A 24,448-nucleotide genomic window follows, 5' to 3' on the forward strand; every position below is an offset into this window, starting at 1 on the left:
GTGCTGAGTCCCCCTTGTTCAGGAACTCGCCATGTCCATGTTCATCTCCCGCCGTTCCCTGCTGGCGCTCAGCCTCGCCAGCCTGTCCTTCTTCGCCTTGGCGGCACACGCCGCCGAGGCGCCCATCGTCATCGGCTACCAGACCGGGGTCGATCCCTCCAAAGTGGCCCAGGCCGACGGCTTGTATGAAAAAGCCATCGGCCGGCCGCTGCAATGGCGCAAGTTCGAGAGCGGCGCGGAAGTGCTGGCCGCGCTGGCTTCCGGCGACGTGCATATCGCCGATCTGGGCTCCAGCCCGCTCAGCGCCGCCGCCACCCGCCAACTGCCGATCCAGACCTTTCTGATCGTCGCCGAGATCGGCAACTCCGAGGCCTTGGTGGCGCGCAAGGGTAGCGGCATCAAGACCCCGCGGGACCTGATCGGCAAAAAGGTGGCGGTGCCCTATGTCTCCACCACCCATTACAGCCTGCTGGCCGCGCTCAAGCACTGGAAGCTGGACCCGGCCAAGCTGTCCATCGTCAATCTGCGCCCGTCCGAGATCAGCGCCGCCTGGCAGCGCGGCGACATCGACGCCGCCTATGTCTGGGACCCGGCCTTGAGCCAGGCGCTGAAAACCGGTTCGGTGCTGGTCAATTCCGAACAAGTGGGGCAGTGGGGCGCGCCCACTTTCGAAGCCTGGGTGGCGCGCAAGGATTTCGCCGCGGCCCAGCCGCAGGCGTTGGCAGCCTTCGCCAAGGTGACCTTGCAGGCCTTCGCCGGTTACCGCGCCAAGCCGGCGGCCTGGAGCGCCGGCTCGCCGCAGGTGGCCAAGATCGCGCGGCTGACCGGGGCCGATCCGGCGCAGATTCCCGGCCTGCTGGCCGGCAGCCGCTTCCCGCTGGCGCAGGAGCAGCTGTCGCCGCGCTTGCTGGGCGGCGGCACCGCCAAGGCGCTGCGCGACACCGCCTTGTTCCTGAAGGAACAGAAGAAGGTGGAAGCGGTGCTGCCGGATTATCAAGCCTATGTCGAGCCGCGCTTCGTGCGGCTGGCGCAGCCGCGCTGAGCGCGAGGAGGCCGCGATGGCGAGCTTGATCGTGGAAAACGCCGGCGTCAGCTACGCCGGCCCGTCCGGCCCGGTGCAGGCGCTGGACCGGGTGTCGCTGGAGCTGCGTTCCGGCGAGATCGTGGTGGCCCTGGGGCCGTCCGGCTGCGGCAAGTCCACCTTGCTGGGGCTGATGGCCGGCTTCCAGACGCCCAGCCAGGGCCGGGTGCTGGCCAATGGCGGGCCGGTGCGCGGGCCGGGCGCGGATCGCGGCGTGGTGTTCCAGGACGACGCGCTGATGCCCTGGCTCAACGCCGAGGACAATGTCGCCTTCGGCCTGCGCCTGCGCGGGATGCCGCGCGAGCAGCGGCGAAGCGAGGCGCGCCGCATGCTGGGCTGGGTGGGGCTGGAAGCCTTCGCCGGCCACGCGCTCAGCCAGATGTCCGGCGGCATGCGCCAGCGCCTGGGCCTGGCGCGCGCGCTGGCGGCCGATCCCGACTTCCTGCTGCTGGACGAGCCCTTGGGCGCGCTGGACGCGCTGACCCGGGAAAAGATGCAGTCGCTGATCCTCAGCCTGTGGCAGCGCAGCGGCAAGGGCATCTTCCTGATCACCCACAGCATCGAGGAAGCGCTGTTCCTCGGCACCGAGCTCTTGGTGCTGACGCCGCGCCCCGGCCGCATCGCGCTGCGGCAGAAACTGGGCTTCGCCCACCGCTACGCCGCCGGCGAATCGGCGCGCTCGATCAAGGCCGATCCCGCCTTCATCGCCATGCGCGAGCATTTGCTGGACTGGATTTTCCGCGCCGAGGAGGCCGACCATGCCGCCGCTTGAACTGACTGAATTGGGCCCGGCCGCGCAGGCCGAGCTGAGCGCGCCGGCGCCGGTCCATCCTTCTAGCCCTAATCCTGGTCGCTTCGCCGCCTGGCGCCGGCGCTGGCCCAGCGCGCTGTCGGTGGGCGGCCTGCTGCTGCTGTGGTGGGCGGCCAGCGCCGGCGGGCTGGTGTCGCCGCTATTCCTGCCCGGCCCGGCCCAGGTGGCGGCGCGGCTGGCGGACCTGGCCGTCAACGGCTTCATGGACGCCAGCCTGTGGCGTCACGCCGCCGCCAGTCTGGGCCGGGTGGGCCTGGCGCTATTGCTGGCCGCGGCGACCGCGGTGCCGCTGGGCATGCTGATGGGCCTGAGCCGGCGCGCGCACGCGGCGCTGGACCCGCTGATCGAGTTCTACCGGCCGGTGCCGCCCTTGGCCTATCTGCCCTTGATCGTGATCTGGTTCGGCATTGGCGAGGCCAGCAAGGTGCTGCTGATCTATCTCGCCATCTTCGCGCCGCTGGCCATCGCCACCGCCGCCGGCGTGCGCCGCGCGGACCCGGCGCGGCTGCAGGCGGCGCGCTCGCTGGGCGCCAGCCGCGGCCAGCTGCTGCGGCTGGTGGTGCTGCCCAGCGCGCTGCCGGAGATCCTGACCGGGCTGCGCATCGGCCTGGGCGTGGGCTGGTCCACCCTGGTGGCGGCGGAGCTGGTGGCCGCCACCCGAGGCCTGGGTTTCATGGTGCAGTCCGCCGCCCAGTTCCTGGTCACCGACGCGGTGATCGCCGGCATCCTGATCATCGCCTGGATCGCGCTGGCGCTGGAATTGGGGCTGCGCTGGATGGAGCGGCGCTTCGCCGGCTGGGCCGCGCCGGAACGTTTTTGAGCGAGTTTTCGATTTCTTGGATTTGGTTTCCGCCGCGCGGATAAGGAGCACATTCATGAGCCTGCAACTGCAAGCCATCAGCCCGGCCCTGGGGGCCATTGTTTCCGGCGTCGATCTGAGCGCGCCGCTGTCCGGCGCCGAGCGCGACGCGATCGAGGCGGCGCTGCTGCGCCACCAGGTATTGTTCTTCGAGAACCAGCCGCTGACGCCGCGCCAGCAGCGCGATTTCGCCGCCCGCTTTGGCGATCTGCACCTGCATCCGGTCTACCCGACGGTGGCGGAGCAGCCGGAAATCATCGTGCTGGACACCCATGTCGACAATCTGCCGGACAACGACAACTGGCATACCGACGTCACCTTCATCGCCACCCCGCCGCTGGGCGCGGTGCTATCGGCGCGGCAGTTGCCGGAGGTGGGCGGCGACACGCTGTGGAGCAGCAACAGCGCCGCTTACGACGCCTTGTCGCCGGCCTTGCGCTCGCTGCTGGACGGACTCAGCGCCGAGCATAGCTTTGTCCACTCCTTCCCGGAAAGCCGCTTCAAGGACACGCCGCAATACGCGCGCTGGCAACAGGCCAGCCGCGACCATCCGCCGGTGGTGCACCCGGTGGTGCGCACTCACCCGGTCACCGGCCGCAAGGGCCTGTTCGTCAACGAGGGCTTCACCACCCGCATCCTGGAACTGGCGCCGCGCGAGAGCGATGCCCTGCTGGCGCTGCTGTTCGCCTATGCCGCGCGGCCGGAATTCACCGTGCGCTGGCGCTGGAAGGAACACGACCTGGCGTTCTGGGACAACCGCGTGACCCAGCATTACGCGGTGGCGGACTACCTGCCGCAGCGGCGGGTGATGCACCGCGCCACCATCCTGGGGGATCGGCCTTATTGAGCCGGTATCCGCCCTCCAGCTCCACCCGGCCATGGCCGGGTTTTTTCATGCCCTTGGTCTGGCGGTGTGCCGCAGCGGCGCTGGGGGCCGCTTACAAGCACTGGCTACACTTGGCTCAGCGCACATAAGCCATTGCTGTTTTGGCATAAATTGCGTCGACCCCGAGCGAGACGATAAGTATGATATTTGACTTTCTGTGTTGGATGTATTGAGAGAATAACAATGAAGATCGCAAAGAAATGCCTGGTACTCGCCATGGCGGCGGCCGCGGGGCTGAGCGGCTGCGCGACCGAAAGCTCGCGCGCGCTGACGGTGGCCCAAGTGGAAACCGCCGGCAAACCTTATGCCGGCCCGCGCTCCCCCATCGCGGTGGGCAAGTTCGACAACCGTTCCAGCTATATGCGCGGCATATTCTCCGACGGCGTGGATCGTCTGGGCGGCCAAGCCAAGACCATTCTGATCACCCATCTGCAGCAGACCAACCGCTTCAATGTGTTGGACCGCGACAATCTGGAAGAGATGAAGCAGGAAGCCGCGTTCAGCAAGCAGGCGCAGGCGCTCAAGGGCGCCACCTATGTGGTGACCGGCGACGTGACCGAATTCGGCCGCAAGGAAGTGGGTGACCACCAGTTGTTCGGCATCCTCGGCCGCGGCAAGCAGCAGATCGCTTACGCCAAGGTCAACCTCAACATCGTCAAGGTGGCCACCTCGGAAGTGGTGTACTCCACCCAGGGCGCCGGCGAATACAGCCTGTCCAACCGCGAGATCATCGGCTTCGGCGGCACCGCCAGCTATGACTCCACGCTGAACGGCAAGGTGCTGGACCTGGCGATGCGCGAGGCGGTGAACAAGCTGACCGCGGCGATAGATTCCGGCGCCTGGCAGCCGGGCAAATAAACCCCGCTAACAAAACCCCTGATCCCGCGTTGCGCCTCCGACGGCTACCGCCTGCGTTGGCGCGTGTTGGCTCAGCATCTCCGCGAGGTTTGGTTAGCGGCGCTAAGCGTTAAGCAAGCCTCGCATGATTGCAGGACGGGCCTTGCGGCCCGTCCGCGCTAGCTATTGCAAGATTGAACATCATGACACACAAGATGGCGAAAACGCCGCTATTGGCGCTGGCCCTGCTGGGCGGCGCATTGTTGACTGGCTGCGCCAGCCAAAGCTCGCTGTACCAGTGGGAAAGCTACCAGCCCCAGGTGTACCAGCACTTCAAGGGCGCGGCGGCGGAAGAGCAAGTGACCGCGCTGGAGCGCGACCTGCAGAAGATCCGCTCCAGCGGCAAGACCCCGCCGCCGGGCTACCATGCCCACCTGGGCATGTTGTACGCCAGCCTGGGCAAGGACGATCAGATGGTCCAGCAGTTCCAGACCGAGAAGCAGCTGTTTCCTGAATCCGCCGCCTATATGGACTTCCTGCTGAAGAAGGCCAAGAAGTGAAAGACCGCACCATGATCAAACGCATTGCCCAATGGCTGGCCTGCCTGGCCATCGCGGCGCTGGCCACCGGCTGCGCCACCTCCAAGCCTTACGACTACACCGCTTACAAGCAGAGCCGCCCGCGCTCCATCCTGGTATTGCCGCCGCTGAATGAATCGCCGGAAGTGGCGGCCAGCCACAGCATGCTGTCGCAAGTGACCATGCCGCTGGCCGAAGCCGGCTACTACGTGCTGCCGGTGGCGCTGGTGGACGAAACCTTCAAGCAGAACGGCATGAGCACGGCTTCGGACATCCACGGCGTGGCACCGGCCAAGCTGAAGGAAATCTTCGGCGCCGACGCCGCGCTGTACGTGACGGTGAGCAAGTACGGCACCAGCTACAGCGTGATCAGCAGCGACACCATCGTGTCCGCCAGCGCCAAGATGGTGGACCTGAAGACCGGCGCGGTGTTGTGGACCGGCTTCGCCTCCGCTTCCAACAACGAGGGCAACAACAATAACTCCGGCGGCCTGGTCGGCATCCTGGTGACCGCGGCCCTGAAGCAGATCATCAATACCGCCACCGACGCCAGCCACGATGTGGCCGGCATCACCAGTCAGCGCCTGCTCAGCACCGGCCACGACGGCGGCCTGTTGTACGGGCCCTATTCTCCGAAGTACGGCACCGACTGATAGTCGTTTCTCCGAGACAGCAGCAAGCCCGGCAGCGCCGGGCTTTTTTTATGGGCGCGAGTTTATCTTCAGTTGAAATGATAATGGCATCTTAATTTAATGGATTTCGGGTAATATGCGTTCGCCATATCAGCGGCTGCATTCCGCCGGCCGCGGCCCATCACAATCAGAAGAGAAACCGTCATGAAGAAACTCACGCTTGCCATGCTGCTGTCCGCCTGCGCGCTGCCCAGCACCCAGGCGCTGGCCTGGGGCCAGGAAGGCCACCGCGTCACCGGCTACATCGCCCAACAACTGCTCAGCCCGCAGGCCAAGGCCGTGGTCAATCAATTGATCCCCAATGCCGATTTCGCCCAGCTGTCCCTCTACATGGACCAGCACAAGCAGGAGCTGAAGCAGCAACTGCCGGGCTCGGATAAATGGCATTACAACGATGAGCCGGTGTGCAACGGCGTGGAGGAGGACGATTGCCCCAATGGCAATTGCGCGTCCAATCAGATCGAGCGTTACAGCAAGGTGCTGGCCGACAAGAGCGCCGGCAAGGCCGCTCGCGCCCAGGCGCTGACCTTCCTGATCCACATGATCGGCGACATCCACCAGCCGCTGCACGCGGCGGACAACCATGACCGCGGCGGCAACGATGTCCGCGTGCGCCTGGCCGGCAGCAGCAAGGTCAGCAATCTGCATTCGGTATGGGACACCGCGCTGGTGCAGCAGGCCTTGAACGGCGCCAATGAGCAGAGCTGGGCGGCGCAGGACCTCAAGTACTACGCGCGCAACATTCCGGGCTGGCAGAGCGGCAAGGCGATGGACTGGATCAATGAATCCAATCAGTACGCGCGCAGCGAGGTTTACGGCCCGCTGTCCAATTTCAGCTGCGGCCAAGCGCCCAGCGATGTGGCCTATCTGGACCGTACCTACCAGACCGCCGGCGCGCAGCTGATCAAGCAGCAGCTGGCCAAGGCCGGCGCGCGCATCGCCATGGTGATCAACCAGGCGCTGCAGTAAAACGGCGCGCCCGCGCTAGAATGGCGGCTCCGTCGTCACCGGAGCCGCCATGTCCATCCACGAGCTCAGCCTCAAGGGTTTCCGTTCCATCCGCCAACTGCGGCTGGCGCTGGAGCCGCTCAATGTCGTCGTCGGGCCCAATGGCTGCGGCAAATCCAATCTCTACAAAGCGGTGCGCCTGCTGCACGAGGCCGCCTGCGGCCGCCTGTCCGCGGCATTGGCGGAAGAGGGTGGCATCCAGAAGGCGATGTGGGCCGGCGGCTTGCGCCGCGGCGACCGCAAGGGCGAGCCCAAGCGCATGGTGCTGGCGGCGCGGCTGGCCGATTACGACTACGAATTGCAACTGGGCTACCCCGAGCCCAGCCGCAGCTTGTTCTCGCTGGACCCATTGGTGAAGGAGGAAACGCTGTGGCTGGCCGGCCAGGGCCGCCGCCCTTCGGCCCTGGTGTTGGAGCGGCGCAATCAGAGCGCCTTTCTCACCAGCGTGGACGGAGTCAGGACCACCTATCCGCTGGGCTTGCAAGCCGAGGAATCGGTGTTCGGCCAATTGGCCGAGCCGCATCTCTATCCCGAGGTGTCGCAAGTGCGCGAGACGCTGCGGCGCTGGCGCTTCTATCATGAATTCGCGGTCTGGCCGGGCTCGCCGCCGCGCGCGCCGCAAGTGGGCATCCGCTCGCCGGTGCTGGCGCACGACGGCGGCAACCTGGCGGCCGCCTTTCAGACCATTGTGGAGATCGGCGACGTCGAACTGCTGCGCAGCGTGCTGGCCGACGCGTTTCCGGACAGCGGCTTCCAGGTGGAGGCGCTGCATGGTCGTTTCCAGATATTGATGCAGCGCGACGGCATCCTGCGGCCGCTGGAGGCGGCCGAATTGTCCGACGGCACCTTGCGTTTCCTGTGCCTGGCGGTGGCCTTGCTCAGCCCGCGCCCGCCAGCCTTCATGGCCTTGAACGAGCCGGAAAACAGCCTGCATCCGGACCTGTTGCCGGCGCTGGCGCGGCTGATCGCCGAGGCCGGCCGCCACAGCCAGCTGTGGGTGACCAGCCATTCGCCGCGCTTGGCGGAACTGATCGCGCGCCACCGGCCGCTGCGCCGTTTCATGCTGACGCAGCGCGATGGCGAGACGGTGCTGGCGGATGAGGATTGAGCCGGGGCCGCGAGCTTTTCCGGCTGTGCGCGGCATGCAAAAAAAAGCCCAAGCGTTCAGCTTGGGCTTTTTCCATGGCGCAGACCGCTTGTTCAGACCGGCTGCAGAAACAGCGCCTGCTCCGCCGCGCGGCGGCGGGTGAGGCCGGGCAGGACTTTGCCGCCGGCCTTGTTCCAGCGCGGAAACTGGGCGGCGGCGCCGGCGTAGTCGCGCTGATTGAGCAGGCGCAGCAGGGTGGAGTTCTGCAGCGAACCCAGGCCCAGGTTGTAGCTGAAGCTGACCAGCGCATCGAACTGGTTCTGGTTCAGCGGCACCTGGGCCAGCCGGGTGACGCCGGTTTCGAAGCGGTTCAAATCGCGCGCCAGCAGCGCGTCGGCTTGGGCCTGGGTGATGACCAGGCCCGGCGTCACGTCCGGACCGGTGTGGCCGTAGCCTATGGTCCAGACGCCCACCGCGTCCTGGTAGGCCTTGAGGCGCAGGCCTTCGAATTGCTGGATCAGTTTGATGCCGTTGGCGCTGATATTCATGTCGGGCTCCTGTGGAAAGGGCCCCCGGCGGACGCGGAGAGACGCTCGAAAGAATCTGAGGCGGGAGGAGAAGCGGGCGGGGGCGGGACCGGCCGCGCGGGGCGGTCCGGGTGCGTCGTCCCCATTATGTTCAGGGCCCGGAAGCGGGCCGAGGCGACGGGTGTCAGTGGCGGTGTGGAGCGGCGCTCATTGTGTGATGTCCTACGATCTTTTCAGACTGAGGGTATCGCTCAAGGCAAGGTGTTGAATCCGCTGTGCGGATGATGATTTTGCTTGCCGGGGCTGCCCGGCGAGCAGGGAAAGGATATTTGCTTGGCCAAATATCCTCTCCACACCTAAAGGCCACCCTGCAAGCCAGGCCTGCGGCTTCCCGCCGGGTCCCGTCAGGCCCGAGGCGCGGCTGAACTCGCGATTTGCTAGCGTCAAATCGCTCGAACAGGCAGCCGCTTAAGACCTCGGGCCTGCCACCCGTCGGCAGGCTTGAAGGGACCCGGGGCGCGTCGAATACATGGTTTCCTACGTATCTAGCAACGGTTAACCACATCTACAAAAGATCGTAAACAGGTTCTTAGTAAACAAAGCGCTCGCGCAGGTCTTCCAGGTTCAGTTCTTTCAGAATCGCCTCCTGGCGTTCGCGCGCGCTGTTTTTGCGCTGGCCGGTGTACTTGGCGATGATCAGCTCGTTTTTCATCGAGTGTTCCCAGCCCACCAGCTCGGTGACGGTGAGCTGATAGCCGCGCGCTTCCAGTTGCAGGCAGCGCAGCACATTGGTCAGATGACTGCCGAACTCGCGGGTGTGGATGGGGTGGCGCCACATCTCGGACAGCGGGGTCAGGCCGAAGCTCTGGTTTTTCTTCTGGCGCAGCACGCCGGCCACTTCCGCCTGGCAGCAGGGCACCAGCACGATGTAGCGCGCGTTCTTGGCCAGCGCGAAGCGGATGGCGTCGTCGGTGGCGGTGTTGCAGGCGTGCAGCGCGGTGATGATGTCCACCTGCTCCGGCAATTGCTCCGAGGTGATCGACTGCTCCACGCTCAGGTTCAAGAAGCCCATGCGTTCGAAGCCGAGGCGGGCGGCCAGCTCTTGCGAGCGGCTGACCAGTTCCGGCCGGGTTTCGATGCCGTAGACGCTGCCGGCGGCCTTGTCCTTCAGGAACAGGTCGTAAAGGATGAAGCCCAGATAGGATTTGCCGGCGCCGTGGTCGGCCAGGCTCATCTCGCCTTTTTCCGCCAGCACGTCGGCCATCAGCGGCTCGATGAACTGGTACAGGTGGTAAACCTGTTTCAGCTTGCGGCGGGTGTCCTGGTTGATCTTGCCGTCGCGGGTCAGGATGTGCAGCTCTTTGAGCAGTTCCAGCGATTGCTGTGGTTTGATCTCGGGAATCAGGCTCATGGCGGCCTCCTGCGAAAAACGAATCGCCGGATTTTAGTCCAATTCGCGCCGGCGCGCTTGGGCGCTGGTTTCAATGCTCCTGTCTAACTGGCCGGCTGCGCGCTGATCCGCTCCAGCCAGCGCAGCATGTCCTGCTCCACTTCCACGCGGTTGGTTTCGTTCAGCATTTCGTGGCGGCCGCCGGGGTAGACCGTGGTCTGCACATCGAGCAGGCCGGCCTCGCGGTAGCGGATTTCCAGCTGGCCCAGACCCAGCTTGCCCAGGCTGACCGGGTCGCGGCTGCCGGCCAGCAGCCAGACCGGACAGCGGCGCGGCAGGCTGTCGCCGCTCGCCTCACCGCGTTCCATGGCGATGATGCCGCCGAACAAATCTATCCACAGGCCGGGGCAGGGGTCGAAGCCGCATAGCGGGTCCGCCAGGTATTTGTCCACTTCCGCCGGGTCGCGGCTCAGCCAGTCCATGCCGGTGCGGGCGGGTAGGAAGCCCAGGTTGAAGCTGCCGAAAATCAGCCGCGCCAGCAGCCGGCTGGGACGCTCCGGGCTGCCGAAGCGGGCCACCAGCCGCGCCAGGCCGCGCAGCAGCCAGGCCAGCGGCCGCTGGCGGTAGCCGGTGGCGGACAGGACCAGGCCGGACAGCGCCGCGCCGTGGCGCAGGAAATAGGCGCGGGCGATGAAGGAGCCCATGCTGTGGCCAAACAGCGTCACCGGCAGGCCGGGATGACATTCGGCGGCGTGGCGGCGCAGGGTCTCCACGTCGGCCACCACCTTGTCCCAGCCGCCGTCGGCGGCGAAATGGCCGCGCAAGCGCGGCGCGGCGCCGTGGCCGCGGTGGTCGTGGGCATAGACGGCGTAGCCGGCGCCGGTCAGCGTTTGGGCGAAGCGGTGGTAGCGCACCGCGTATTCGCTCATGCCGTGGGAGATCAGCACCACGGCGCGCGGCGCGCCGTCCGGCAACCAGCGGGCGGCGTGCAGGATTTCCCCGTCGTCGGCGTTCAGATGGAAGGTTTGCATGGTGTTGAGCCCTTTTATGGCCTGTTTTGACTGCGCCGCGGCATCAGGGTTGCGGCGAAGCGGCGGCTTCACAGCAGAACATGGCGCAAGGATGCTGGCAAGCGCTATCCAAATGTCCTGGCGCTGGTGCCGTCAGCGGGATGGGGAGCCGGTTTTCCGAAACGCGCCCGGACCCACCGCGCTTGACCAGACCCGGTGAGGTGGGCACCATGAGCCGCATGCCGTTTCATACAGCGCGGCATCAGGAATGGAAGCCTGAATAGAATCGGGGGATATCATCCCAATGCCACGCTATAGCTACGCCCATCCGGGCAGGTTATGGCAGGGAGGCCTTTGGCCTGCTGGCTCCGATTCGCCTGCCTTCCAACCCTGTCATATGCCTGCCCATCGTGATTGGAAGCGGGATGGCAGGCTCATTTTGGATCGGAGCCCGTCATGCCACTATTGTCAGTTCTGTCCCTGCTTTCCAAACCGCCTCCGTCCAAGGAGGCCGCTGAACCCTCAGCCGCCAGCCCGGCTGTCAGCCGTCTGATCAAGACCGTCAAACATCTGCAAGACCAACGTTCGGAAAATGCCGCGCTTGCCGCCATTGACCCGGCTTTGCTTCATTTAGCCCGCTGCTGCCAGCATTACGACGATATCGCCGAAGAACTGCGCCAATGCCATGAGGCCTTGGGCGCGCTGCTGTTGATGCTGCGTCACACCGAAAACGCGCAAGTGCGCGGCAAGGCGTTGTGGGCCTTGCAGGAGCCTTTGCAGCAGCGTTTGCAGGGGGCAACGGAACATCTGGAGACGGTGACGTCCTGAATCCGTGCGCCTGGCCAGCGGCCGGATAGCGCGCGCTCAGAACCTGTTCAAAGTCTGCTGCGCTTCGTGAAGCCTTGCACGGTGAGTACAAGCTCAAAATGCTCATGTACCACTTGTACATTCCGCTTTTTCGCTCGTTTTCGCCTTGTCTCGCCCTTGCTCGCGAGACTTTGAACAGGCTCTCAGGCCAGCATGTGTTCCGGGTCGAAGTCCGGATTCAGCCGCGCGCTCAGCACATGGTCGCGCCAGCCGCCGTTCAGGTAGAGGTAGTTCTTGGCGTGGCCTTCGATCTCGAAGCCCAGGCGCTTGAGCAGGCCGGCGCTGCGCAGATTGTGCGGTTGGTAGTTGGCCTGGACCCGGTGCAGCCTGAGGGTGTCGAAGGCGCAGCGTATCACCGCTTCCAGCGCTTCGCGCATCAGGCCCTGGCCCTGGCAGTGCTGGTCCAGCCCATAGCCCAGGTGGCAGGACTGGAAGGCGCCGCGGCTGATATTGCTGAGGCCGATGCTGCCTATCACCCGTTCCGGCTCGGCGTGCAGTGCCAGCAGGAAGCGGCCGCCGCGGCCTTCTTCCCAGTCGCGCGCGCGTTGGCGCAGCTGCATGGTCCAGTACAGCTCGGTGAAGAACATGTCGCCGGGCTTGGGGTCCCAGGGTTCGAAGTGCTGGCGGTTACGGACGTGGAAATCCAGCATCGCGCGCGCCTGCGCCGGCTGGGCCGGCAACAGCAGCAGGCGCGGCGTGCTGAGGGTGGGTTGGGCGATGGGCATGCGGATCAGGTGTTGGCGGGAAAGGCGATCTCGGCCGCCGCGCGCGTCAGGATGGGCACGCCGAAGCTGCCCAGTTTGGGCAGGGTGGCGTTTTCATGGGCGCGGATCTGGGCGGCGCTGGCGTGGTCCTTGTCGTGGGTGGTGTGCGCGTCGCTGGCCAGGATGATGGCGTAGCCGTGGGCGGCCGCGCTGCGGGTGGTGGTGTCGATGCAGAATTCGCTGGCGTAGCCGGCGATGACCAGTTGGCCGACGCCCCATTGTTGCAGTTGCTGATGCAGGCCGGTGCGCAGGAAGGAGTCCGGCGTGGTCTTGCGCAGGTAGTGGTCGTCCGGCTGGGCGTCCAGGCCGCGGGCCAGCTGCCATTCCGCCGAGCCGTGGGTCAGCGGCGCGCTGGCGCGTTCGTGTTGAACCCACACCACCGGCGTTCCGGCCGCGCGCGCGGCGGCGGCCAGTTGATTGAGGCGGGCGATGACGGCGTCGGCCTGGTCGGCGCGGGGTTCGTGGTCGAACATGCCGCTTTGCACGTCGATGATCAGCAGGGCGGTTTTCATCGGGGTTTCCTGTCGCGGGATTGAGTCGCCAATGTCATATGAAACGCAGCAAAAAGCAAGCCCCGCCGGGGAGCGGGCTATGGCGTTGATTCCGATCTTTCAGGGGTTGAATCCGCTGCGCGGATGATGATTTAGGGCCGGTTCCGCCCTGACCGAGCGAGGCAAGCGTAGCGTCGCGAGGGAATAAAACGGAAAGGGGAACAACGCGGCCAAACTCCCCTATCACTGAGCGAATCAAAGATTCGCTCAGTGATGGCGCGCTAACGTCGCGCTGCTCGAACAAGCAGCCGCTTAAACCTCGGGCCTGTCACCCGTCGGCAGGCTTGAAGGGAGCTGGGGCGCGTCGGAGCGTGGGCCGCTCCATGGCCAGCCCTTATTATTAGCAAGCTACAAACCTCGTCAGGGACGATAGCGGATCAGGCGGTCAGCCTGTCCAGCGCTTCCTTATATTTGGCCGCGGTCTTCTCGCGCACCTCCAGCGGCACCGTCGGTGCCGGCGCCTGCTTGTTCCAGCCGGAGGCTTCCAGCCAGTCGCGCACGAACTGCTTGTCGAAGGACGGCGGGTTGCCGCCCGGCGCGTAGCTGTCCGCCGGCCAGAAGCGGCTGGAGTCCGGGGTCAGCGCCTCGTCCATCAGCGTCAGCACGCCGTTTTCGTCCAGGCCGAACTCGAACTTGGTGTCGCAGATGATGATGCCGCGGCTGGCGGCGAATTCGGCGGCGGCGCGGTAGAGCTTGATCGCGGTGTCGCGCACCTGGGCGGCCAGTTCGGCGCCGACGATGTCCTCGCAGCGCTGGTAGCTGATGTTTTCGTCGTGGTCGCCCACCGCCGCCTTGGTGGACGGGGTGAAGATGGGCTCGGGCAGCTTGTCGGCCTCGCGCAGGCCGGCCGGCAGCGCCAGGCCGCAGACGGTGCCGCTCTGGCGGTATTCCTTCCAGCCGGAGCCGGCCAGGTAGCCGCGCACCACGGCTTCGATCGGCACCGGTTTCAGGCGCTTGGCCACCACGGCGCGGCCGGTCACTTGCGGCAGGTCGGCGGCGGAGACCACATCTTCCGGCGCGTCGCCGGTCAGGTGGCAGGGCACCAGCTCCTTGAGCTTGTCGAACCAGAAGTTGGAGATGGCGGTGAGAATCTGGCCCTTGCCGGGAATGGGGTCGTCCAGGATCACGTCGAAGGCGGACAGCCGGTCGGTGGCGATCATCAGCATGCGCTGGTCGTCGATCTCGTACAGGTCGCGGACCTTGCCGGAGTAGATTTTCTTCAAGCTGGTCAGTTGGGTGGTGTTGAGTCCGGTCATCGGAAATCCTCGGTGGAGCGGGCAATGTGTTTCAAGGCTTCGCGCCGGCTGAGCCCGGATAGCGGCGTGGCCGCGACAAAGGCGCGCACGGCGTCGGCGTCGGTGTAAGCGTATTCGCGCAAGGCCCAGCCTATGGCCTTGCGAATGAAGAATTCGGCGTCGCCGGCATTGGCGGCGCAGTAGCGGAACAGGCGTTCGGCGTCGGTATCGGTTTTCCAGTACAGCTGGTGCAGGATGGCGACGCGGCGCAGCCAGAAGTCGGCGTCGCCGCTGAGCGCGTCCATATCGTGTTGCAAGTCCCGGTGTCGGCGTACCAGTGTGCCGACCACCCAGGCGGCCAAGCCGTCCACGCAGTCCCACCAGGGCTTGGCGGCGGCCAGCGTCAGCAGCCGCGGCAGGCTGGCGGCGGGCAGTGTCTCGGCGCGCGCGCTCAGCAGGTCCACCGCCGCGTATTGGAATTCGCGTTCCGGTTGCCGCCACAGTTGTTCGGCCAGGTCCAGGCAGTATTCCGCGGTTTGGGTCTTCAGCGCGCGGATCCAGGGCGTGGACACCTTGCGGCGCGCCGGCGTGGGCACGCCGAGAAAGTCGAACTGCCCGCGCATATAGGCGCGCATCGGCGCGGCCTGTTCCGGGGTGGCGGCGGCGCTCAGTCCGGCGCACAGCGCGGCGATGTCGGCGTTCATACGGACGCCTCGTCGAAGAAGCGCATGCCGGCGTAAGGCCGGGCGCGGCAGGCGGCCAGCCGCGAGGCCAGGCTGCCGACGTGCAGCTCGAGCTGATGGCCGTCCGGGTCCAGGAAGTAGAGCGAGTCGCCCTCGCTGTGGTTGTCCCGCCATTGACGGACGCCGGCGGCGGCCAGGCGTTCGCGCCAGGCCGGGAAGTCGGCGGCGTCCACGCCGAAGGCGTAATGGGTGTAGCCGGGGGCTGGCGCGGCGGCCGGGTCCAAGGACAGGCACAGCCACAGGCCGTCCAGGCTCAGATAGCCGCCGCCGTCCCAGCGCGCATGGGGCTGGCAGCCCAGGGTAAGGGCGTAGAAGTCCCAGGCGCGCTCCAGATCGCGCACCGCCAGGGTCAGGTGATTCAGTCCGTTCAGCTTCATGGCGAAAAAATGGCGAAGCCGGAAAGCTTCGCCATGCGCTTACAAGGTGTCCTTCAAGGCCCGGGCCTGATCCAAGGCTTCGTCGGCCGTGGCCGCCATCACATTGAAGTGGCCCATCTTGCGGCCGGGGCGCGCGCTTTTCTTGCCGTACAGATGCAGTTGGGCGTTGGGCGCTTCCGCCAGCACGTCCCAATTGGGCTGGGCGCCGTTGTCCTTCCATACATCGCCCAGCAGATTGACCATCACCACCGGGCTGAGCAGGTCGGTGCGGCCCGGCAGCAGGCCGCACATCGCGCGCACCTGTTGCTGGAACTGGTCGGTCAGACAGGCGGTGAGCGTGTAATGGCCGGAGTTGTGCGGCCGTGGCGCGATTTCGTTGACCACCAGGCTGTCGTCGGCCAGCACGAAGAATTCCACCGCCAGCACGCCAACGTAGTCCAGCGCCTCGGCCAGCCGCAGCGCCATCGCTTGCGCTTCGGCCGCCAGCGCCGGCTTGATGCGCGCCGGCACGATGGATTCGTCCAGGATGCCGTCGGCGTGGAGGTTCTCGGCCACCGGGAACACCGCGCTCTGGGTGGCGCTGACCCGGGTGACGATGGCGGATACTTCCAGTTGCAGGTCCAGCATCTTTTCCAGCACGCAGGGCTGGCCGCCCAGGTTGGCGTAGGCGGCGCGCGCCTCGGCGGCGGTGCTCACCCGCGCCTGGCCTTTGCCGTCGTAGCCCAGGCGCGCAGTTTTCAGGATGCCGGGCAGATAGGGCGCGAGTTCGACCTGGATGTCTTCCACGCTCTGGATGGCCAGATAGGGCGCGGTGGGCAGGCCGGCCTTGGCGATCCAGGCTTTTTCCACGATGCGGTCCTGGGCGATGGCGACGCAGTCGCCGGACGGGGACACGCGGGTGGTCTTGGCCAGCAGGCGCATCGCGTCGGCGTTGACGTTCTCGAACTCGGTGGTGACGGCGGCGCAGCTCTTGGCCAGGTCTTCCAGCGCGGCCGGATCGTTGAAGGGCGCGCACAGGTGGCGGTCGGCGAACTCGGCCGCCGGCGCGGCTTCGTCCGGGTCCAGCACGGTGACGCGGTAGCCCATGGTCTTGGCGGCCACGGCGAACATGCGGCCCAGTTGGCCGCCGCCCAGGATGCCCAGCATTGCCGGGGGCAGGATGGCGGCCATTATTCGATCTCCGGCAGGGTCATCGCCAGCACGGTTTCTTCTTGCTTGCGGCGGAAGGCGACCAGTTGTTCCGCCAGTTCCGGGCGGGTGGTGGCCAGCATGGCCACGGCGAACAGGGCGGCGTTGGCGGCGCCGGCCTCGCCGATGGCGAAGGTGGCCACCGGGATGCCCTTGGGCATTTGCACGATGGAGAGCAGCGAATCCTCGCCGCGCAGGTATTTGGACGGCACCGGCACGCCCAGCACCGGCACATGGGTCTTGGCGGCCAGCATGCCCGGCAGGTGGGCGGCGCCGCCGGCGCCGGCGATGATGGCCTTCAGGCCGCGCTCGGCAGCGGTTTCTGCGTATTGGAACAGCAGGTCGGGAGTACGGTGGGCGGAGACGACGCGGGTTTCACAGACGATGCCGAAGTCCTTGAGCACGCGGGCGGCGTTCTGCATGACTTCCCAATCGCTGTTGCTACCCATCACGATGCCGACTTCAATCATGGCGGAGAAGCTCGCTGGTTGAGGCTAAAGCCGGGATTTTACCCGATTGGGGCCTGCTGCCGTTATGGTTTTTTATTTTGACATCAAGGTACTTAGGGCATATCACATCAGCCGCGGATAAGTGAACAGAATCAGGTGCACAGCGTTGAAGGCGACATGGGCCAGCGTCGCCCACAAGACCTGGCGGGTGGCGGCGTAGACCAGGCCGTAACCCAGGCCGGCCAGGGTGGCGAGACCCACCCAGACCCAGCCGCCGGCGACGTGGACCAGGCCGAAGGCTACCGCGGCCGCCATCAGGGCGGGAAAGGGTTCGGTGCGCAGTTCCAGCCAGCGTTGCAGGCCGGCGCGGAAGAAGGCTTCCTCGGCCAGCGAGACCAGGAAGAAGTTGGCGAACAGCCAGGGCAGCAGCCAATGCGGCCACTTTGGCGCCCAGGCGATGACGCCGGCCACGCTGGCCAGGCCCAGCACGACCAGCAACAGCAGCGCGCCGACGCCGGCGGCGGCCACGCCCCAGCGCCGCTGCGGCTGCGGGCTGGCGGCCAGCACCATCAGCAGCAGCCAGCCGGCGGCGCCCTTGTCATAGCTCCAGTACAGCCGGTAGGGCGCGCTGTCCGGCGTGCTCAGCCCTTGCCACAGCAGCGGGTTGTTGAAGCCGGGCAGCGCGTGCAGCGCCAGCGCCAGCAGCAGCGCGATCCAGACCAGCCACAGTTCCGGCCGCCGATAGTGGCGCGCGGCCAGGCTGACGCCGAGGGCGGCGGCGAGCGCGACCGCGCCCAAGGGCTGCACCAGGCCGCTGGCGACGGCGACGCCGACGCTGGACAGCGCGGCCAGCCGCGAAGGCCAGCTCAGGCGCAGGCTTTCCGCCAGCAGCGCCAGCGCCAGCAGGGCGAAGGCGGCCAGGGTGAGGGTGTCGGGCAGGGGCATGGCGGGCTCGCGGGGGATGGGGGAAAGGCAATGATACTGAAGCGGAGCGGCGACAAAAAGGCCGCCGGGTGTCCGGCCAGGGCCGGCCACGCGACGGCAGAGCGCGCCCCTGCGCAGAGTAAGAGTGTTTTAGGTAGCCTTGGCCCCGCGCCCCGCGGCGGCGGCGTCGGTGATGCCGGCGGAGCAACCTTCGCAATCCGCCGCCGGCTGGCGCGCGGTCTTGATCAGCAGATTGCGCACCGCTTTCCAGTTGAGGCCGGGGTTGGCGGACAGCATCAGCGCCACCAGGCCGGAGACATGAGGCGTGGCCATGGAGGTGCCCTGGAAGGCGGCGTAGCTATCCGCGCCCGGCACGGTGGCGCCGCTGTTCAGCGTGGAGTAGATGCCGGGATCGCCGCTGTTGAGGTCGCCGCCCGGCGCGGTGACGGTGGTCATCGCGCCGTAGTTGGAGTAGGAGGCGATGCCGCCGGATTTGCCGTTGGCGGCGACGGTGATCACGCCGGGGCAGCTGGCCGGGTTGGTGTTGCGCGCGTTCTTCATCGCGTTGCCGGCGGCCACCACCACCACGCCGTTGCGGGCGTTGACCTGCTGGATGGCGTCGCGGTAGGTGCGGCTGCACGGCTGGGCGCCGCCCAGCGACATGCTCAGCACCCGCGCCACATTGGCGTTGACCGGCGCGCCGGGCACGGTGGCGCCCACCGCCCACAACATGGCGTCGGCGATGTCCGAGCTGGCGCCGCCGCACTGGCCCAGCACCCGCAGCGGCAGCAGCTTGGACTTGGGCGCCACGCCGGTCAGGCCGTTGCCGTCGCCGGCGGCCGCGGCGATGGTGCCGGCCACGTGAGTGCCGTGCCAGCTGCTATTGCCGGCGCGGCACAGGCTGCCGTCGCTGTAATCGCCCTGGTCCAGGCCGTTGTTGGTGCGCGCGCTTTGCACCGGCTGGCCGTTGCTGTCCAGGAGAGGGCTGCCGTCGGCATTGGTCTGCGCCACCGCCGGCAGGCGCGCGCGCTTGGCGTCGGAGATGAAGTTGTAGCCCGGCTCCAGCAGATTGGGCTTGATGTCGGCGTGCGGGCGGTAGCCGGTATCCAGCACCGCCACGATGACGCCGGCGCCCTGCGACAGGTCCCAGGCCGCCGGCAGGTTCATCGCGCCCGGTTCGGCGGCGCTGGCCTGCATATCCCATTGCTTGGCCGCGTACAGCGGGCTGCTGGGCAGGTAGTTGGGGCTCATGATGAAGTCCGGCTCGGCGTATTCCACCGCCGGGTCCTGCTGGATCTTGCGCGCCAGCGTTTGCGCCTCGGCCACGCTCAGCGCCTTGCCGCTTTGATAGACGTAGGCGCCGGTGCCCATCTGGTGATGGAACTGCAGCGGGCTGCCGCTCAGTTGCTGCACGCGTTGGGTGCGGGCGGCGAAATCCGCCGGGCGGCTGGACGGGGCGCGGCCGCCGTTGGCGATGCGCGCCTGGGTCAGTTGCACCTGAGAGACGCTGTGGTATTTGACGATGATGCCGGTGATGCCGGCGGCGGAGGGCGCCGCGGCGGCGATGTCGGCGCCGGCGCCGGCCAGCAGCGCGGCGGTCAGCAGGGACAGCGAGGTTTTGCGGTTCATGTTCTGTTGCTCCAATGCGGCAATGTCTTAGTTCTTGACGTAGGGGATGGCGGCGAGACCCGCCGGGGCGTTGCCGCCGGCGGACGGGCTGCCCCAGGCGACGAACTTGCCGTCCTTGGCCACGGCGAGGAAGCCGCCGAGCGGGGTGCTGTAGATGGCGCGGATGTTCACCAGGCGCGAGCGGACGGCGGAGCTGTCGCCGCCGTGGGTGGGCGCGCCCCAGGTGACCACGCTGCCGTCGGCCTTCAGCGCGGCGAAGGCGTAGTCGTTGGCGAACACGGCCACCACATCGCGCAGGCGGTGGCGCACCGCGCTGCTGTCGCCGCCGCGCAGTTCGTCGCCCCAGGTCACCACGCTGCCATCTTGGCGCAGCGCGGCGAAGGCCAGTTCGGTGGCGGCGATGGAGCGCACGCGGTTGAGCTGGTGTTGCACGCCGCTGGCGTCGTTGCGGGCGCCGTCGCCCCAGGTGACCACGCTGCCGTCCTTGCGCAAGGCGGCGAAGGCGGTCTTGCTGGCGTAGAGCTTGCGGACGCCGGTCAGATTGGCGGCCACCGGGCCGGTGTCGGCGCCGCGGTCGAAGTAGGCGCTGCCTATGGTGGCGACGCTGCCGTCCTGCTTCAGCGCGGCGAAGACGTTGAGGTTGGTCTGCACCGTGCTGACGCCGGCCGGCATCGGCTCGCTGCCGTCGTAGTAGTCGCTGGTCTGGCCGTCCCAGTTCAGGCCCCACACCACCACGCTGCCGTCTTTCTTCAGCGCGGCGAAGTTGTAGTCGGTGGCGGCGATGCTGGCCACATTATTGAGCTTGGCCGCCAGCGGCGAGGCGTCGCCGCCGGAGTTGGGGTCGCCGAAGGCGAGCACGCTGCCGTCCTTCTTCAGCAGCGCCACCGCGCCCAGATTGTGGCTGACGCTGGCGACATCCTTAAACGCGGCCAGGCGCGCGGCGTCGAAGTAGGAGGAGATGGACTTGGAACCGCCGTTGCCGTCGAAGGTGGTTTCGATATTGCCCCAGCTGCTGGCGCTGCCGTCGCTGTTGAGCGCGACGAAGCCGCGCTTGGTGGGCCACAGCTTGGCGACCTTGCCCAGCGGCGCCACCGGCGAGGTGGCATCGGCGCTGCCTATGCCCACCGGGCCGGCGAAGCTGGCGCCGGAGCCGGCGCGGCCCCAGCCGATGACGGTGCCGTCGGCTTGCAGCGCGGCCATCGCGCGTTCATTGCCGGCCACCGCCACCACGTTTTGCGGTTGGGCGGGCAGGGCCGAGGTATCGCCGCCCAGGCGACGGCTGCCCCAGACCGCCAGCGTGCGGTCCGGCTTGAGCACGGCGAACACCGACGGCGCGCTGAACACGTTCTGCGGCACCAGGGTCTGGCTGGCGCTGACCCAGCCGCAGCTGACCGAGGCGGTCAGCGGCTGATCCGGCGCGCTGTCATCGGTGCTGAAACCGCGGACGCCATTGCTCCACAGCACTCGGGCTTCGCCCAGGCACAGGCCGCTGGGCACCGCGGTCAGCACGCCGCCGCGGTTGCCGAAGATATCCACCGCCAGGCGGCCGCTGCCGCCATGGTGGCTGGAACCGTCGCCGGGCTGGCTGCCGCTGCCGTCGTCTTCGCAGCCGGACAGGCCGCCAATCAGCCCGATACTGATTGCCATCACGCCTAGCCGGAACCAGCGGGTTCCGGCATGTTGTGTGTTTCTCATCACAGATAACTCCTTGATAGACATTATTTATTTATGTTTTTCGCCGAGCGGTATAACCCGGACGGAATATATTGTCATGCAATAAGCATGTTTTGAAGAAAAAACACATGTGGAAGGCGATGCGGCGCGCGATGGAAATCAGAAATGACGACGTAGTATTGCGCCGTTTTGGTGCATGAGAGCGCTAACTATATGGTTATAATTATTGGTGTTTAAATTTTATACTTGAAAATCAGCGGCTTGGGCAGGGCGGGAAATGGCGGGGACGATAAAGCCGGCCACACGGGCCGGCGTCAAAATGGGGCATGGCGGCCGGAGGGAGACCGGCCGGAGTGTTACATTTTTGCCAGTTGCTGGCGGGCTTTCTGCGCGGAGTCGCTCTTGGGATAGAGCTTGATCAGGCGTTTATAGGTGGTCTTGGCCTGATCCATTTGCCCCAGGTCGCGCTGGCAGTTGCCGATATTGCGCAGGGCTTCCGGCGCGAAGTGATGATCGGGGAATTGCTCGACAAAGCGGCGGTGGATGTCGATGGCGGCGTCGTACTGGCGCAGCGCGGTATGGGACACGCCCAGCCAGTAAGTGGCTTCCGCCACTTGCGGCGCTTGGGGATTCTGCTCGATGAAGCTGCGCAGCGCGTCGGCGGCCTTGGCGAAATCGCGGGCGCGCAGCAGGTTCAGCGCCTTGTCGTAATCCGGGCTGGTGGCCGCGCCGCCGTCCGCGGAAGCCGAGGCGTCGCCGTGCGGAGCCGCAGCCGGCTTGGCGCCGCTGTTCTCCAGATGGCCGAGCCGGCCATCCAGGTCGTTGTACAGATCGTTCTGGCGTTTCTGCGTGGTTTGCAGATTGTAGTTCAGCACTTCCACATCGCCGCGCAGCTTGGCCACTTCGGCCTTCATCGCTTCCAGCTGGCTGACCATTTCCAGCAGCTTTTCATTGGAAAGCTTGCTTTCCACTTCATTGAGCCGGGTGGACGCCTGGCGGTTGACTTGGTCCAGCTGGCGGCGGGTTTCTTCCAGATCGCCGGTGGTGGCGCAGCCGGTAAGAACCAGCAGCAGCGCGCTGCAAAGGGTGAGCCGTTTCATGGTTGTCCCGGGATGTCCCGCCGTCCGGCCCGGAGGCGACGACGCGATGATGGGTGGAAAAGCATTCAGCCGGATATCTTAACGGCAAGCGCGATAAAGCGCATCCGCCCGATGTCCGGCTGTAAAAGCCTGTTCAAAGTCTGCTGTGCGTCGGCGATACGGCGTTGAAAACCGCTTCGAATGCTCATGTACCAGGTGTACATTCCGCTTTCTCAGCCGTTTTCGCCTTGTCTCGCTCTAGCTCGCGAGATTTTGAACAGGCTCTAAAAGCCGGCCCAGAGGGCCGGCGTCGTAAAACAGACCCAGTGCTTTTAGTGGCCTTGGTACACGATGTCGGCGCGACGGTTCTCGGCGAAGTCGGCGTCGGTGTTGCCGGTGGCGCGCGGTTTTTCCTTGCCGAAGCTGACCGCTTCCAGCTGGCTTTCCTTGGCGCCCAGCACTTCCATCGCCTTCTTCACGCTCTCGGCGCGGCGCTGGCCCAGCGCCAGGTTGTATTCGCGGCTGCCGCGGGCGTCGGTGTTGCCCTGGATGATGACTTTCTTGTCCGCGTTCTGCTTCAGGTAGGCGGAGTGGGTTTCCACTACCGGCTTGCCGTTGGCGTCGACGGAGGAGGAGTCGAAGGCGAAGTAGACGCTGCGCTTGGCCAGCGGGCTGTTGGGATCGTTCAGCGGGTCCACCGCAACCTGGTTCTGGTTGCTGCTGCCGGTGTCCACCGGCGCGGTGGTCTGCGGCGTGGTCGGCTGCTGGGTGCCGGCGGTGGTGTCGGCCGGCTTGGTGCTGGCGCAGGCGGCCAGCAGGGTTACGGTGGCGGTGCCGAGGACGAGTTGTTTCCAGTTCATAGCAATAGCTCCAATTAAGGATGATTAAATGGGCCCCAAGCCGGGTCCTGTACATCGCCGTTGATCACGGCCAATTTCACTTTGCTGCCGCCATCGGTGGTGGCGGCGTACAACACGCTCTTGCCGCCGGCGTCGCTGGCGTATAGCACCATGCGGCCGTTGGGGGCGAAGCTCGGGCGTTCGTTATAGCCGCCGTCCGACAGCGCGCGGCTGTCGTTGGTGGCCAGGTCCTGCGCCATCACGCGGAAGTTGCCTCCCTCGCGACGGATGAAACTCAGCGTCTTGCCGTCCGGCGACACCTTGGGCGACACATTGTAGCGGCCTTCCCAGGTGACGCGCTGGGCGTTGCCGCCATCGGCGGACACGCGGTAGATCTGCGGGCCGCCGGCGCGGTCGGACACGAAATACAGGCTGCCGCCGTCCGGGCTCCAGGTGGGCTCGGTGTCGATGCCGCCGTTGTACATCAGCCGGCGCGCGCCGCCGCCGTTGGCGTTGATCACGTAGATCTGCGAGTTGCCGCTGGTGGTCAGCACCACCGCCAGCTTGCTGCCGTCCGGGCTCCAGGCCGGGGCGGAGTTGCTGCCCTTGAAGTTGGCCGCGGCGAAACGCTGGCCGGTGGCCAGGCTCTGCACCCAGACCACCGGTTTCTTGCTTTCAAACGACACATAGGCGATGCGTCCGCCATCCGGGCTCCAGCTTGGGGAGATGATGGGCTCCCTGGAGCGCAGAATGGTCTGGGCGCGGCCGCCGTCCACATCGGCCACTTGCAACAGATAGCTGCCGCCGGTTTTCAACACATAGACGATGCGGGTGTTGAAGAAGCCTTTCTGGCCGGTGATCGCCTCGTAAATCATGTCGGCGATCGCGTGCGCCACCTGGCGGGCACGGTCCGGGGTGACGGTGAATTCGCCGCCGGTCAGCTGTTTCTTCTGCGCGGCGTCCATCAGCCGGAAACTGATCTTCAGTTGGCCGCCGCCGGCCGCTTCCACCTTGCCGATGGCGACGGACTGCGCGCCGGCCGCCTGCCACAGCGGGTAGCGGATGTCGGCGGGCTCGAACGGCACATTGGCCACGCCGGCGGTGTCCACCATGCGGAAGGCGCCGGAAATCGTCAGGTCATTCTTGATTACCGGGCTCAGGCCGCCCTGGGCATTGGCTTCATCCTTGAACGGCACCACCGCGATGGCGTGGCGGTTGGCGCCGCCGCCGACGATCTCGATGGTCATTTCCGCCTGCGCGCCGCCGGCGGCCAACAGGCCCAGCGTGACGAGCAGCATATTCAACAGAGTTTTGAAGCTGGACATTAGTTCCCTCAAGTCAATCAAGTGGCATGCTAAGCCGC

Annotated in this window: 27 protein-coding genes; 10 read left to right on the forward strand and 17 right to left on the reverse strand. The window is 66.4% G+C overall.

Annotation, left to right across the window (positions count from 1 at the left end; all coding sequences use genetic code 11):
- Positions 1–31 precede the first annotated feature (31 nt).
- The 9 genes from tauA to ACE3QM_RS15840 all read left to right on the forward strand — a co-directional run bounded on the left by tauA (position 32) and on the right by ACE3QM_RS15840 (position 7,860).
- Positions 32–1,042: a taurine ABC transporter substrate-binding protein gene (tauA, locus tag ACE3QM_RS15800; protein ID WP_374423199.1), complete on the forward strand. Its 1,011-nt coding sequence runs from the start codon at positions 32–34 to the stop codon at positions 1,040–1,042.
- Positions 1,043–1,058: 16 nt separating this feature from the next.
- Positions 1,059–1,853 (forward strand): taurine ABC transporter ATP-binding protein, encoded by a 795-nt coding sequence (locus tag ACE3QM_RS15805; protein ID WP_374423201.1) that lies wholly within the window; start codon positions 1,059–1,061, stop codon positions 1,851–1,853.
- Positions 1,840–2,712, forward strand: coding sequence for a taurine ABC transporter permease TauC (gene tauC / locus ACE3QM_RS15810; protein WP_374423203.1), 873 nt, complete (start codon positions 1,840–1,842; stop codon positions 2,710–2,712). Before ACE3QM_RS15805 ends, tauC begins: the two co-directional genes overlap by 14 nt.
- Before the next feature lie 55 nt (positions 2,713–2,767).
- A complete protein-coding gene (gene tauD, locus ACE3QM_RS15815) occupies positions 2,768–3,598 on the forward strand; it encodes a taurine dioxygenase (RefSeq protein WP_374423205.1) in 831 nt (276 codons plus the stop codon).
- 222 nt (positions 3,599–3,820) lie between these two features.
- Complete coding sequence (locus tag ACE3QM_RS15820; protein ID WP_048408146.1) at positions 3,821–4,495, forward strand: CsgG/HfaB family protein; 675 nt, start codon at positions 3,821–3,823, stop codon at positions 4,493–4,495.
- A 182-nt stretch (positions 4,496–4,677) separates the two neighbouring features.
- Positions 4,678–5,034: a DUF4810 domain-containing protein gene (locus tag ACE3QM_RS15825; RefSeq protein ID WP_048408147.1), complete on the forward strand. Its 357-nt coding sequence runs from the start codon at positions 4,678–4,680 to the stop codon at positions 5,032–5,034.
- A gap of 11 nt (positions 5,035–5,045) precedes the next feature.
- Complete coding sequence (locus ACE3QM_RS15830) at positions 5,046–5,705, forward strand: DUF799 domain-containing protein (RefSeq protein ID WP_048408214.1); 660 nt, start codon at positions 5,046–5,048, stop codon at positions 5,703–5,705.
- 183 nt (positions 5,706–5,888) lie between these two features.
- Positions 5,889–6,713 (forward strand): S1/P1 nuclease, encoded by an 825-nt coding sequence (locus ACE3QM_RS15835; protein WP_374423209.1) that lies wholly within the window; start codon positions 5,889–5,891, stop codon positions 6,711–6,713.
- 49 nt (positions 6,714–6,762) lie between these two features.
- Positions 6,763–7,860 (forward strand): AAA family ATPase, encoded by a 1,098-nt coding sequence (locus tag ACE3QM_RS15840; RefSeq protein WP_374423211.1) that lies wholly within the window; start codon positions 6,763–6,765, stop codon positions 7,858–7,860.
- A 92-nt stretch (positions 7,861–7,952) separates the two neighbouring features.
- Here ACE3QM_RS15840 and ACE3QM_RS15845 read toward each other — a convergent pair whose 3' ends face one another.
- From ACE3QM_RS15845 to ACE3QM_RS15855, 3 genes are all read right to left on the reverse strand, one after another.
- Positions 7,953–8,387, reverse strand: a complete 435-nt coding sequence (locus ACE3QM_RS15845; protein ID WP_048408150.1) for a lysozyme — start codon at positions 8,385–8,387, stop codon at positions 7,953–7,955.
- A 568-nt stretch (positions 8,388–8,955) separates the two neighbouring features.
- The gene (locus ACE3QM_RS15850) at positions 8,956–9,777 is read right to left on the reverse strand and encodes an SAM-dependent methyltransferase (RefSeq protein ID WP_107801461.1); all 822 of its coding nucleotides are present in this window, start codon (positions 9,775–9,777) and stop codon (positions 8,956–8,958) included.
- Positions 9,778–9,860: 83 nt separating this feature from the next.
- Positions 9,861–10,787, reverse strand: a complete 927-nt coding sequence (locus tag ACE3QM_RS15855) for a lysophospholipase (RefSeq protein ID WP_374423214.1) — start codon at positions 10,785–10,787, stop codon at positions 9,861–9,863.
- A gap of 435 nt (positions 10,788–11,222) precedes the next feature.
- On the opposite strand from ACE3QM_RS15855, the gene ACE3QM_RS15860 reads away from it, so the two are divergent.
- On the forward strand, positions 11,223–11,594 hold the full coding sequence (locus ACE3QM_RS15860) for a hypothetical protein (protein ID WP_374423216.1): 372 nt from the start codon (positions 11,223–11,225) through the stop codon (positions 11,592–11,594).
- Between the two features lie 182 nt (positions 11,595–11,776).
- Here ACE3QM_RS15860 and ACE3QM_RS15865 read toward each other — a convergent pair whose 3' ends face one another.
- The 14 genes from ACE3QM_RS15865 to tolB form a co-directional block, all read right to left on the reverse strand.
- The gene (locus tag ACE3QM_RS15865; RefSeq protein WP_048408154.1) at positions 11,777–12,358 is read right to left on the reverse strand and encodes a GNAT family N-acetyltransferase; all 582 of its coding nucleotides are present in this window, start codon (positions 12,356–12,358) and stop codon (positions 11,777–11,779) included.
- A 5-nt stretch (positions 12,359–12,363) separates the two neighbouring features.
- Positions 12,364–12,909, reverse strand: coding sequence for a cysteine hydrolase family protein (locus tag ACE3QM_RS15870; protein ID WP_231463629.1), 546 nt, complete (start codon positions 12,907–12,909; stop codon positions 12,364–12,366).
- Positions 12,910–13,325: 416 nt separating this feature from the next.
- Complete coding sequence (locus ACE3QM_RS15875; RefSeq protein ID WP_231463632.1) at positions 13,326–14,204, reverse strand: phosphoribosylaminoimidazolesuccinocarboxamide synthase; 879 nt, start codon at positions 14,202–14,204, stop codon at positions 13,326–13,328.
- Positions 14,201–14,887: a DNA alkylation repair protein gene (locus tag ACE3QM_RS15880; protein WP_374423219.1), complete on the reverse strand. Its 687-nt coding sequence runs from the start codon at positions 14,885–14,887 to the stop codon at positions 14,201–14,203. The genes ACE3QM_RS15875 and ACE3QM_RS15880 overlap by 4 nt, the downstream gene beginning before the upstream one ends.
- On the reverse strand, positions 14,884–15,303 hold the full coding sequence (locus tag ACE3QM_RS15885; protein WP_374423221.1) for a fosfomycin resistance glutathione transferase: 420 nt from the start codon (positions 15,301–15,303) through the stop codon (positions 14,884–14,886). Before ACE3QM_RS15885 ends, ACE3QM_RS15880 begins: the two co-directional genes overlap by 4 nt.
- A 39-nt stretch (positions 15,304–15,342) precedes the next feature.
- On the reverse strand, positions 15,343–16,473 hold the full coding sequence (locus ACE3QM_RS15890) for a 5-(carboxyamino)imidazole ribonucleotide synthase (protein ID WP_048408159.1): 1,131 nt from the start codon (positions 16,471–16,473) through the stop codon (positions 15,343–15,345).
- Positions 16,473–16,961, reverse strand: a complete 489-nt coding sequence (purE, locus tag ACE3QM_RS15895; RefSeq protein ID WP_048408160.1) for a 5-(carboxyamino)imidazole ribonucleotide mutase — start codon at positions 16,959–16,961, stop codon at positions 16,473–16,475. Before purE ends, ACE3QM_RS15890 begins: the two co-directional genes overlap by 1 nt.
- Positions 16,962–17,063: 102 nt before the next feature.
- Entirely contained in the window at positions 17,064–17,885 is an 822-nt protein-coding gene (locus tag ACE3QM_RS15900) for a CPBP family intramembrane glutamic endopeptidase (RefSeq protein ID WP_053074188.1), read from the reverse strand.
- Between the two features lie 129 nt (positions 17,886–18,014).
- Complete coding sequence (locus ACE3QM_RS15905; RefSeq protein WP_374423224.1) at positions 18,015–19,493, reverse strand: S8 family peptidase; 1,479 nt, start codon at positions 19,491–19,493, stop codon at positions 18,015–18,017.
- A 27-nt stretch (positions 19,494–19,520) separates the two neighbouring features.
- Positions 19,521–21,188: a hypothetical protein gene (locus tag ACE3QM_RS15910; protein ID WP_374423226.1), complete on the reverse strand. Its 1,668-nt coding sequence runs from the start codon at positions 21,186–21,188 to the stop codon at positions 19,521–19,523.
- A 335-nt stretch (positions 21,189–21,523) separates the two neighbouring features.
- Positions 21,524–22,267, reverse strand: a complete 744-nt coding sequence (gene ybgF, locus ACE3QM_RS15915) for a tol-pal system protein YbgF (RefSeq protein ID WP_374423228.1) — start codon at positions 22,265–22,267, stop codon at positions 21,524–21,526.
- A 65-nt stretch (positions 22,268–22,332) separates the two neighbouring features.
- Entirely contained in the window at positions 22,333–22,470 is a 138-nt protein-coding gene (locus ACE3QM_RS15920; RefSeq protein WP_374423230.1) for a hypothetical protein, read from the reverse strand.
- A gap of 108 nt (positions 22,471–22,578) precedes the next feature.
- On the reverse strand, positions 22,579–23,106 hold the full coding sequence (pal, locus tag ACE3QM_RS15925) for a peptidoglycan-associated lipoprotein Pal (RefSeq protein WP_231465051.1): 528 nt from the start codon (positions 23,104–23,106) through the stop codon (positions 22,579–22,581).
- A gap of 14 nt (positions 23,107–23,120) precedes the next feature.
- A complete protein-coding gene (tolB, locus tag ACE3QM_RS15930; protein ID WP_374423232.1) occupies positions 23,121–24,410 on the reverse strand; it encodes a Tol-Pal system beta propeller repeat protein TolB in 1,290 nt (429 codons plus the stop codon).
- Positions 24,411–24,448 lie beyond the last annotated feature (38 nt).

Origin of the sequence: Chromobacterium sp. (assembly GCF_041912965.1) — a bacterium.
Classification (GTDB): domain Bacteria; phylum Pseudomonadota; class Gammaproteobacteria; order Burkholderiales; family Chromobacteriaceae; genus Chromobacterium; species Chromobacterium aquaticum.